14 protein-coding genes are annotated in these 9,536 nt (G+C 64.6%); 6 read left to right on the top strand and 8 right to left on the bottom strand.

The window, feature by feature from the left end; translation table 11 throughout:
* Positions 1–8 precede the first annotated feature (8 nt).
* Positions 9–1,496: an HWE histidine kinase domain-containing protein gene (locus RAD04_RS37310; protein ID WP_461627769.1), complete on the top strand. Its 1,488-nt coding sequence runs from the start codon at positions 9–11 to the stop codon at positions 1,494–1,496.
* 97 nt (positions 1,497–1,593) lie between these two features.
* Here RAD04_RS37310 and RAD04_RS37305 read toward each other — a convergent pair whose 3' ends face one another.
* Entirely contained in the window at positions 1,594–1,815 is a 222-nt protein-coding gene (locus RAD04_RS37305) for a hypothetical protein (protein ID WP_461627768.1), read from the bottom strand.
* A 141-nt stretch (positions 1,816–1,956) separates the two neighbouring features.
* Between RAD04_RS37305 and RAD04_RS37300 the strand changes: the two genes are divergently transcribed.
* A complete protein-coding gene (locus RAD04_RS37300; RefSeq protein ID WP_461627767.1) occupies positions 1,957–2,214 on the top strand; it encodes a hypothetical protein in 258 nt (85 codons plus the stop codon).
* 95 nt (positions 2,215–2,309) lie between these two features.
* Positions 2,310–2,558 (top strand): hypothetical protein, encoded by a 249-nt coding sequence (locus RAD04_RS37295; protein WP_038972655.1) that lies wholly within the window; start codon positions 2,310–2,312, stop codon positions 2,556–2,558.
* 111 nt (positions 2,559–2,669) lie between these two features.
* On the opposite strand, the gene RAD04_RS37290 is transcribed toward RAD04_RS37295, so the two are convergent.
* The gene (locus RAD04_RS37290) at positions 2,670–2,876 is read right to left on the bottom strand and encodes a hypothetical protein (protein WP_461627766.1); all 207 of its coding nucleotides are present in this window, start codon (positions 2,874–2,876) and stop codon (positions 2,670–2,672) included.
* A gap of 19 nt (positions 2,877–2,895) precedes the next feature.
* Positions 2,896–3,117, bottom strand: a complete 222-nt coding sequence (locus RAD04_RS37285) for a hypothetical protein (RefSeq protein ID WP_091964782.1) — start codon at positions 3,115–3,117, stop codon at positions 2,896–2,898.
* 115 nt (positions 3,118–3,232) lie between these two features.
* Here RAD04_RS37285 and RAD04_RS37280 point away from each other — a divergent pair, with 115 nt between their 5' ends.
* Both RAD04_RS37280 and RAD04_RS37275 read left to right on the top strand, forming a co-directional pair.
* Entirely contained in the window at positions 3,233–3,427 is a 195-nt protein-coding gene (locus RAD04_RS37280; RefSeq protein ID WP_461627765.1) for a DUF3072 domain-containing protein, read from the top strand.
* 79 nt (positions 3,428–3,506) lie between these two features.
* A complete protein-coding gene (locus RAD04_RS37275; RefSeq protein ID WP_461621648.1) occupies positions 3,507–3,785 on the top strand; it encodes a DUF6496 domain-containing protein in 279 nt (92 codons plus the stop codon).
* An 11-nt stretch (positions 3,786–3,796) separates the two neighbouring features.
* On the opposite strand, the gene RAD04_RS37270 is transcribed toward RAD04_RS37275, so the two are convergent.
* The 3 genes from RAD04_RS37270 to RAD04_RS37260 are packed head-to-tail and all read right to left on the bottom strand — an operon-like array spanning position 3,797 to position 5,980.
* Positions 3,797–4,159: a hypothetical protein gene (locus RAD04_RS37270; protein ID WP_461621649.1), complete on the bottom strand. Its 363-nt coding sequence runs from the start codon at positions 4,157–4,159 to the stop codon at positions 3,797–3,799.
* Between the two features lie 11 nt (positions 4,160–4,170).
* The gene (locus tag RAD04_RS37265) at positions 4,171–4,395 is read right to left on the bottom strand and encodes a hypothetical protein (RefSeq protein ID WP_461627764.1); all 225 of its coding nucleotides are present in this window, start codon (positions 4,393–4,395) and stop codon (positions 4,171–4,173) included.
* 40 nt (positions 4,396–4,435) lie between these two features.
* Entirely contained in the window at positions 4,436–5,980 is a 1,545-nt protein-coding gene (locus RAD04_RS37260; protein WP_461627763.1) for a Do family serine endopeptidase, read from the bottom strand.
* A gap of 208 nt (positions 5,981–6,188) precedes the next feature.
* Between RAD04_RS37260 and RAD04_RS37255 the strand changes: the two genes are divergently transcribed.
* A complete protein-coding gene (locus tag RAD04_RS37255) occupies positions 6,189–7,025 on the top strand; it encodes a universal stress protein (RefSeq protein ID WP_461627762.1) in 837 nt (278 codons plus the stop codon).
* Positions 7,026–7,045: 20 nt separating this feature from the next.
* Here the strand turns inward: RAD04_RS37255 and RAD04_RS37250 are convergent, their stop codons facing one another.
* Both RAD04_RS37250 and RAD04_RS37245 read right to left on the bottom strand, forming a co-directional pair.
* On the bottom strand, positions 7,046–7,258 hold the full coding sequence (locus RAD04_RS37250) for a hypothetical protein (protein ID WP_461627761.1): 213 nt from the start codon (positions 7,256–7,258) through the stop codon (positions 7,046–7,048).
* A gap of 166 nt (positions 7,259–7,424) precedes the next feature.
* Positions 7,425–9,275, bottom strand: a complete 1,851-nt coding sequence (locus RAD04_RS37245) for a putative bifunctional diguanylate cyclase/phosphodiesterase (RefSeq protein ID WP_461627797.1) — start codon at positions 9,273–9,275, stop codon at positions 7,425–7,427.
* Positions 9,276–9,536: the final 261 nt, after the last annotated feature.

The following is a 9,536-nucleotide window of genomic DNA, read 5'->3' as shown; positions in this document are numbered from 1 at the left end:
GCCCGCGAATGGACCACGAAAAGGTCAACATCCTGCTCGTCGACGACCAGCCGGCCAAGCTGCTCGCCTATGAGGTGATCCTGAAGGAACTCGGCGAGAACCTCGTGATCGCTTCGTCCGGCCGCGAGGCGCTGGAGGTGCTGCTCAAGACCGAGATCGCGGTGATCCTGGTCGACGTCTGCATGCCCGAGCTCGACGGCTTCGAGCTCGCCGCGATGATCCGCGAGCATCCGCGCTTCCAGAAGACCGCGATGATCTTCATCTCCGCCATCCAGGTCAGCGACATCGACCGATTGCGCGGCTACGAGATGGGCGCGGTCGACTACGTGCCGGTCCCGGTCGTGCCGGAGGTGCTGCGTGCCAAGATCAAGGTGTTTGCCGAGCTCTACCGCAAGACCCGCGAGCTGGAACGGCTGAACCAGGAGCTCGAGGATCGCGTCCGCGCGCGCACGGCGGAACTGGAGAACTCCACCGCGAAGCTGCGCGAAAGCGAGCAGCGGCGCAGCATGGCCATCGCCGCCGGCAAGATGGGCTCCTGGGATTGGGACTGGATCAGCGGCGACTGGATGTGGGACGAGGGGCAATATCGCATCTTTGGCGTCGGCCCGGAGAGCTTCGAGGTCAATCCGCCCAACGTTCAGGCGCTGTTGCATCCCGACGACGTCGATCAGTTGCGCAAGGCGATCGCCGAATTCAACAAGGGCACGCGGGCCTATGAGACCGAGTTCCGCATTGTGCGGCCCGACGGCGAGGTGCGCTGGTGCGTCGGCACGGCGGCCGCGACGGTCGACGACAGCGGTCGCGTCGTGCGCGTGAGCGGTGTCACCGTGGACATCACCGAACGCAAGCGGGCCGAGGAACGGCAGAATTTGCTGGCGCGGGAAGTCGATCACCGCGCCAAGAATGCGCTGGCGCTGGCGCAGTCGATCGTCCGCCTCACCCGCGCCGACGAGGTCAAGGCCTATGTCAACGCCGTCGAGGGACGCATCAATGCGCTGGCGCGCGTGCACACGATCCTGTCGCTGTCGAGCTGGCAGGGCGCGGAGCTCTCCAAGCTGATCGACGAGGAGCTTGCGCCCTATTCGCTCGGCGGACAGATCGTATTGGCGGGTCCGGAGGTCCAGTTGGTGCCGGCGACGGCTCAGACGCTGGCGCTCGCGTTGCACGAGCTCTTCACCAACTCGGCCAAGTATGGCGCACTCTCGACCAGGTCGGGACGGCTCACGATCGGCTGGCAGGTCGAGGACCATCTGCTGACGCTGAGCTGGGAGGAATCCGGCGGTCCGCTCGTCATGACGCCGAAATCGCGCGGCTTCGGCACGCGGAGCCTGCTTGCGAGCGTCGAGTCCCAGCTCGGTGGACAGGCGCAATTCGATTGGCGAGCCGAAGGACTGTTGTGCCGCCTCAAGGTGCCGCTGACACGCAAGACGGCGACGACCGCCTCCGGAAAATTCGACGCCCCCAGCTCAGCCGAATTGCAACGCGCCTCGGGCTAAAGCGCGATGCGATCAGGATGAATCGTCATCGCGCTTTGGTCTGCCGTTTGAGCATGATCTCTTCGGAAAACCGCTGCGCACTTTTCCGGATCATGCTTTAGCCCGACGCCGCCATCCTGGTTTGCCGCGGCGGCCGCACTTCCTCGGCGAGGCGTCCTTCGAGCCAGGCTTCCGTCTGAGCGAGATCGCGTAGCGCCCTCGCGTAGCGGCGGGCCGCACTTCGGTCCGCACCGCGCGGCAGTTTGCGGGCCTTGCGCAGCATGTCCGCAGCCGCGTTGCGATAGGCCAGCGAGCGGTAAAGAAAGACTACCTTACCCATATCGAATGTTCCCGTTTTGCCGACGCTTATCCTCGCAGGCCCGGCATGAACGTCGGATGAAGCCGGTGATGACAAATCCTTCATGCGTTTGGAACCGGTGAATATCGCCCGCGTTTGCATGCCAGTCGGGATGCAGTTCCCATGCGCGCAAAAAAGTCGTCGGACTTGATCTCTCCCACCGGCCTCATCAAGCTGATGACGCATGCGATGATGGGGGCAGCCCTCGGCCTCGCCTTCAGCCTCGCGCTGATCCTGTCCAATCCCGCCGTCGCCAGGCTGCTCGATCACGGCGGAAGCCAGGCCGCAATCGTCTTCGCCCTCACATTGGTGACGACGTTCGCGATCGGCGCGACACTCACCGGCGTCGTGTTCATCCTCGCAGAGGACAAGCAATCTTGAAGCGTGCGTGCGGCGCGGCAGATGCGATTGTCGGGAACTCCTTCGGCAAATAGCGGTTGGCTGCCTGCGTCAATTTAACTCAGGGAGTTCCCCGCATGACAACGGCAAAGCTCGTTCTCACCGCAATGCTGGCCACCGGCCTCGCCGCCGCGCCGCTCGCCGCACAGGCCAAGTCGCACAAGGCCAAACACGGATCATCAATGTCGTCCTCGCAGACCACGGGCGCCAACACCAAGGCCTCGAAGGGCGCGGATCCTTCCGGCCAGGGCGGCTCCGGTCCCGGCTCGGACCAGGGCGGCACCATGACGAACAAGAGCAGCAAGGGCATGAGCAATACCAAGTGAGCTCAGGCCGACATGACATCAAAAGCCCCGCGGCAACGCGGGGCTTTTTTCTTGTTTCTTGATGCGGGTCGGCAATCGAGCGCCACATCGTCGAGCGCCCGCGTCAGCTCGTTACGGGCGACGCGTCTCAGAGTTGAGCGCGCGGCTCGCAGAATTCCTCTTCACGAGTTGCTCGAGCTGCGCCCGCTTGCGTCCGATCAGAAGTTGGGCCGCAGCATCGTCGAGCCCCGCACGCTGCAATTGCCGGATGGCAGAGCCCAATTCGAGAATCTCGGCGCGCAACCTCAAGATCCGGTAAGTGTCGGGGTCTTCCTCCACGACGCCCCCCCAAAAGGTTTCAGCGCCGCGTGCTCGCGCGCTCGGGATTGCCGGCTGTCTTCACGAGACGAAGGCGCACCCGGTCGCGAACGTCAGGCAGGACATCGCCGCCGCCGGCAGCCTTCCATTCGCCGATCAGCAAATTGACCTTCCGGCGCAGATCCATCTGCGCCAGGGCCTGCTGGACGCAATCGCGGTCGCCGTTGATGAGATCGCGCACGGAGGCCTCGACGCCGGCCATCTCAACCCTCAAGGCGCTGATTTTACGTCGAATTTCATTAATTCTATTGTCCATGGCTTGTTAGAACAAAATAAGAACATATAGTCAAGTCACGATTTCAGGACGGAGAAGCGACATGCAGGTTCAAGGCAAATACGACGCCAGGGTTTTCCTCGCCGAGCAGATGACGCGGACGCAGGGGCTGAGGCTGAAACGGCTGAGTGAAGAAGCGTATCAGCCAGCACAATATGCGCGCGATCTGTCCTTCACCGAGGCCGCACGGCGCATTCAGGTGCTGGAAGCGGAGATCGAGCTGGCGAATTCCTTCTAGGCTGCGCCTGGAACGCTGTCCGCGTCCTTCGGAACCATGCCCGTGTCGAATGGTTCTCCCCGGCCAAGGGAGAACATGCATGGCACGCAAGGCAAAGAAGCGCCGCTACTCACGCAGCTCCGGCAGCGATGTCGAAAGCGAGATGCGCCGCTACAAGAAGGGCACGGCAAAGAGCGGTCGCAAAGGCCGTGGCGGACGCGTGAAGAGTCGCAAGCAGGCGATCGCGATCGGACTCTCGAAGGCGCGCAAGAAGGGCAAGAAGGTCCCGAAGAAGGCTGCCAAGAAGACGTCCAAGAAGAGGACGACCAAGAAGAGGACAACCAAGAAATCGTCGAAGCGCAAATCCAGCAAGCGCTGACTTGGCCCGTGTCAGATCATGCTGCCCGGCATGAAGCAGCGGATCGAAACGCCGAACGCGGTCTTCACCGGCCACACCATGGTGCGGCCGGCCCGGTTCGGCTCGGTGATGACGGCTTCGTCCGGCACCTCGATCCACTCGCCGTCGAGACGCACGCGATAATGCCCGTTATGCGACTCCCAGTCGGGATCGGCGACGGCAAAACCATCCGCATCCGAGCAGCACGGACCAAGGTGGCTGCGCAGGCTGTCGAACCATGGCTTCAGGGGTGAGTCCGCGTAGCGGCCGTCGTCCCGCCCGAGGGCGTTTCCGCCCCAGAGCACGATTGGCGCCACGAGTAGCGCCCTCCTCAGCGAGAGCTTCAATCGATCCATGTCGGCACCGATCAAATGCGAACCAGCGGCCAGTTCCAGAAGCCGGCGGCAAGTTCGAAGTTCCACGCTTGCAACTGGTCCCGGCGGCATCGTTGCCGCCGGCGACCTGCACGAGTCGGAACTTTGATGAGCGAACACGGCTTTTTCGGACGAACCGCGTCATCGTCGCTGCCGTTAACGAGAATGTTATCGATCGCCTCCCGGGAGTCCTGAAGGCGAACGAAAAAGGCGGCCACGAGGGCCGCCTTTCTTGATCCATGCCGATCGACGTTCGCCTCAGGCGAGTGGCACCGCGACGAAGCGGGTCGCCTGCGCGCTTCTGACCTGCAACAGCACGCTGCGCTTGCCGGACGATTTGGCCTGCGCCAGCTCGGAACGGACATCGCCGACATTGGCGACGGCCTTGCCGCCGACATTGAGGATGACGTCGCCGGTCTGGATGCCGCGCTGCGCCGCCGGCCCTTGCGGATCGACTTCGGTGACGACAACGCCCTTCTGGCCAGCGCCCTGGACGTCACCGGCCGGAGCCAAAGCAAGACCGAGGCGCGGCGTGTCGGCGTTCGACTGCGTCTTGGCCTCACCCGTCTTGAGGTCTCCCTGGGCCTGCCGCTGGTTCGGCAGTTCGCCGAGCGCGAGCGTCACCGTTTTGCTGTCGCCCTTGTGGAAGACGTCGAGCTTCACGGACGTGCCCGGCGCAAGGGTCGCGATCGTGCGGGCGAGGTCGCGGGAATCCTTGATCGCGGTGCCGTTGACGGCGGTGATGACGTCACCCGCCTCGATGCCGGCCTTCGCCGCCGGGCTGCCATCCTGCGGATTGTCGACGATCGCACCGCGCGCCTCCTTCAGCCCGAGGCTTTCGGCAATCTCGGCGGTGACCGGCTGCACTTGCACGCCGAGCCAGCCACGGGTCACGGCGCCCTTGTCCTTCAGCTGCGCGACGACGAGCTTTGCGGTCGAGGCCGGAATGTCGAAGCCGATGCCGACCGAACCGCCGGAGGGCGAGAAGATCGCAGTGTTCACGCCGATCACGTTGCCGCTCATGTCGAAGGCCGGGCCGCCGGAATTGCCCTTGTTGATGGGCGCATCGATCTGGATGAAGTCGTCATAGGGGCCGTTGCCGATGTCGCGGCCGCTGGCGGAGACTATGCCGGCGGTCACGGTGCCGCCGAGGCCGAAGGGATTGCCGACCGCGACCACCCAGTCGCCGATGCGCGGCTTCTGGTCGGAGAATTTGACGAACGGGAAGTCCTTCTTGCCGTCGACCTTGATCAGCGCGAGATCGGTCTTCGGATCGGTGCCGACGACCTTGGCGGTGTAGCTCGTGCCGTCATCCATGGTCACCTGCACCGACTCGGCGTGGTCGACGACGTGGTTGTTGGTCACGGCATAGCCGTCGGCGGAGATGAAGAAGCCGGAGCCTTCGCCCGTGATCATCTGATGGCGTTGGCGCGGCATGCCGTTCATGCCGCCCGGGCCGCGGAAGCCGAACTGCCGCGAGAACTGGTCGAACGGGGTGTCCTCGTCCTGATCCATCCGGTTCTGCTGCAGCATCGCGCTCTTGTCGTTGTCCTGGTCGATCTTGACCCGCACCGAGATGACGGCGGGTTTGACCTTGCTGACCAGGTCACCGAAGCCCGGCGGGGTCGCGGCGGATTCGGCGGCCTGGGCCGGGGTAATGAAGGAGCCCGGACCGAACGGCGAAGAGCCGGGAGCAGCCGCGAGCACGGCCACGCCGAGCGCGGCCACGGTGCCGAGCAGCGCAAGCCGGCGCGGCCTCAGGATCTTGCGGGACGTGGTGTCGGAATTGACGCGATCGTTCATGTCGAAATGTCCATGTTGGATAAAGTGTCGCCTTGCCTCCAACATGGCCATCGTCACCTTACGACGTCCCGTCCATCCGATTAAATCTTGGCAAAGAATGCGCGCGGGCCCGCGGAAGTCGTCCCCTGCGCAATTGATGCAGCTCAACGCGGGTCCTTCGGACAGTGGAAAACTGCGGCCACCGGATGATGTTCATCGGAGGCGCGCCATGTACAAAGACATTCTCGTCCACATCCCCACCGAACGCCCCATGCGCAGCGCGATCGAAGGCTCGATTTCGCTCGCGGCGCAGTTCAACGCCCATCTCGACGCAGTCGCGATCGGCTATGTTGCAACCAGTGCGGCCTACGTGATGGAGGGCGGCGCCGCGGTGGCGGCCGTGTTCGAACTGGAGCGCGAGCGCGCGGTGGAGCGGGCCGAGGCCGCGCTCGCGGTGTTTGGCATCGAAGCGGCGAACGCCGGCATCTCCTACGGCTGCCGTCCGCTCGGCGCGATCCCGGTGGACGCGGCCGGCTCGCTCGGCGAGATGGCGCGGTTGCACGACCTCAGCGTCGTGCTTCAGCCAGATCCGGGGCAAGGCTCGTTCGACAACGACGTGCCGCGAGAGATCCTGTTCCAGGCGGGCGGCCCGGTGCTGTTCCTGCCCTACACCTTCCACGGAGCGTTTAGGGCGGGACGGATCGGGATCTGTTGGGACGGCAGCCGCCTCGCGGCCCGCGCCGTGCACGATGCCGCGCCGTTCCTGGCGCGCGCCGATGCGATCGTGATCATCACCATCAACGAGGCCGACGCGGTCTCCGACGAAGCTTCAGCGAACGGTCTGGCAAGGCATCTCGGCCGGCGCGGACTGTCGACCCGCACGGTCGGCCTGTCGGCGACGCGCGCCGACATCCAGCCGACCATCCTGTCACTGGCGGCCGACGAGGGCCTCGACCTCCTGGTGATGGGCGGCTACGGCCATTCGCGGTTGCAGGAGCGCGTTCTCGGCGGCGTCACCCGCGCCATGCTGCAGGCCATGACGGTGCCGACGCTGATGTCGCATTGAGCCGGGCCCGCCCGGCGCCGTCACGCCGCGACCGGGGTCTCCCACGTCGTGGGCGCAGCGGCGCCCTCGTCGTGTTGCACATTGCACGCGTCGAAATGCGCCTTGAGTTCGACCTCGGCGAGATATTCGAAATGTTCGGCCTGGCCGAGGAGTTCCCAGTTCTGTAGCGGCCGGTAGGCCGCCTGCTGACGACAGAGGGACGCCAGCGCCCGGTAGCGACGTACGTTCTCCATGAGACCCTCCCTCGCACTCACAAAGCTTATTGCCCCGATTTGCGTCAGGCCGATGGCGATTGTGCAAAAGATTTGCTGCGCCCGTCGCGCGCCCGACCTCGGCTCGTTGTTAGGAAATATATGTCCGGGTCAAAGTTCCAAATGAAACGCGCCTTGGACCCGAAGGCTAGGCGTAGAGCCGGCGCTCCACGGTCACGCCGACCAGGTCGAGATAGCGCTCGATCAGGGCGGGCCGGCCGACCAGATAGCCCTGCATCTCCTCGCAGGCCTCCCGCGCCAGGAAGGCACGCTGCGCTTCCGTCTCCACCCCCTCGGCAATGACCGGGATATGCAGGGCGTGCGCGAGGCTCAGGACCGCGCGGACGATCTCGGCCGATTGCGGCGTCGCCTCGAGATTGGAGATGAAGCTGCGATCGATCTTGATCTTGTCGAACGGGAACGACTGGAGATAGGACAGCGACGAATAGCCGGTGCCGAAATCGTCCATCGCGATGCGTATGCCGAGCGCCTTCAGCCGCCGCAGCAGATTGAGCGCGCGGGTGAAATCGCCGATCAGCACGCCCTCGGTGATCTCGACCTCGAGCCGCGTCGGCGTCAGCCCCGTCTCCAGCAGGATCTGGTGGATCGAACGTTCGAGATCGCCGGCCTGGAACTGGATCGGCGACAGATTGACGGCGACCTGCAGCGGCCGCGGCCAGGAAGCCGCCTCGCGGCACGCTTCGCGCAAGACCCATTCGCCGATCTGGACGATCAGCCCGTTCTCCTCGGCAAGCGGAATGAACTGGTCCGGCAAAACGAAGCCCCGCGTCGGATGGTTCCAGCGCAGCAGAGCCTCGAAGCCGATGACCTCGCCATCCACCCGCGCCTGCGGCTGGAAGTAGACCAGGAACTGGTTCTGCTCCAGCGCCTGTCGCAAATCGTGCTGCAACAGCCTGCGGTCGCGCAGCTCCTGGTCCATCTCGGATTCGAAGAAGCGCACCCGGCCCCGGCCCTCGCGCTTGGCACGATAAAGCGCCGAGTCGGCGTTGGCGAGCAGGGTGGCGGCATTCACGCCGTCGTCGGGATAAAACGCGATGCCGACGCTGAGGCCGACATGGGAGAGATAGTCGTCGACCTCCAGCTCCTGGCCGATGCTCTCGACCAGGCGTTCGGCGAGTGCCAGAACGTCATCGCGGCTGATGTCGTCGGGCATCAGGATCATGAACTCGTCGCCGCCGATACGGGCGACGAAGGCGCCGTCGGCTTCCTCGGCAAGCCGGTCCGCCGCCGCCCGCATCAGCAGATCGCCGACGGGGTGGCCGAACACGTCGTTGACTTCCTTGAAGCGGTCGAGATCGAGGCTGAGCACGGCAAAACTGGTCGCCCCTTCCTGGGCCCGCTCCAGCCGTTCGCCGAGCACGGCGTTGAAGGCGCTGCGGTTCGGCAGGTCGGTCAACGCATCATGATGCGCAAGATGGTTGATGCGTTGCTGGGTGTTGAGGCGCTCGGTGACGTCCTCGATCACACCGACCAGGTATTGCGGGTCGCCGGCGTCATCCGTGATCAGCATCTTGCGTGAACTGACGACGCGGTCGTGGCCCTTGACGCCGATGTCGAGCAGATGCTCTTCGAGGAACATCGGCATGCCGCTGGCGACGACACGGCGGTCCTGCTCTTTGACCACGCGGGCGACGTCGGCCGGAAAGATCTCCTCCGGCGTCCGGCCCAGCATCTGTTCGCGCGGAATGCCGTAATAGTCCTCGCCGGCCCGGTTGAGCAGGATGTAGCGGGAATCCTTCGCGCATTTCGCGAAGACGGCGATCGGGATGTTTTCGACGATGGTGTCGAGGAATTCCTGGGTTCGCAGCAGATCAAGCTTGACCTCGTCGTACGTGTGAGCGCGTGCGTCGGTCATCCGCTGGCGGTCGCGATCGCTCGCGTCATAGGCCGCGCTGACGAGCTCGCCCAGCTTGAGGACGTCGACCCGTCCGGCCGCATCGGTTGCGCAGCGAAGCTGCTCGGCGAACAAGCGATGCATGCTCACGCCATCGCCCCATGCCGCGTGCAGGCCTCATGCCTGGCAATAGCCTTGATCCGCATCCCCGCGCTCTCTTGGCATTCCTGCACGCAGGTTGCGATGTACAGCATTGCGCGGGCGTTAATCGAATTTTCGCCTCGGATGCGTTGGTTACCCCGACCTGAAAGACGCGATCGCTTTTTGCCGCAACCTCCGTGGAACCCCGGAGGTAAGTGCCACGCCGTGGGACAACCGGCACGGGCGGATCTTCCACGGCTTGCG

The organism is Bradyrhizobium sp. 25ACV, from assembly GCF_054863005.1.
This window is presented reverse-complemented; position numbering and strand designations above follow the sequence as displayed.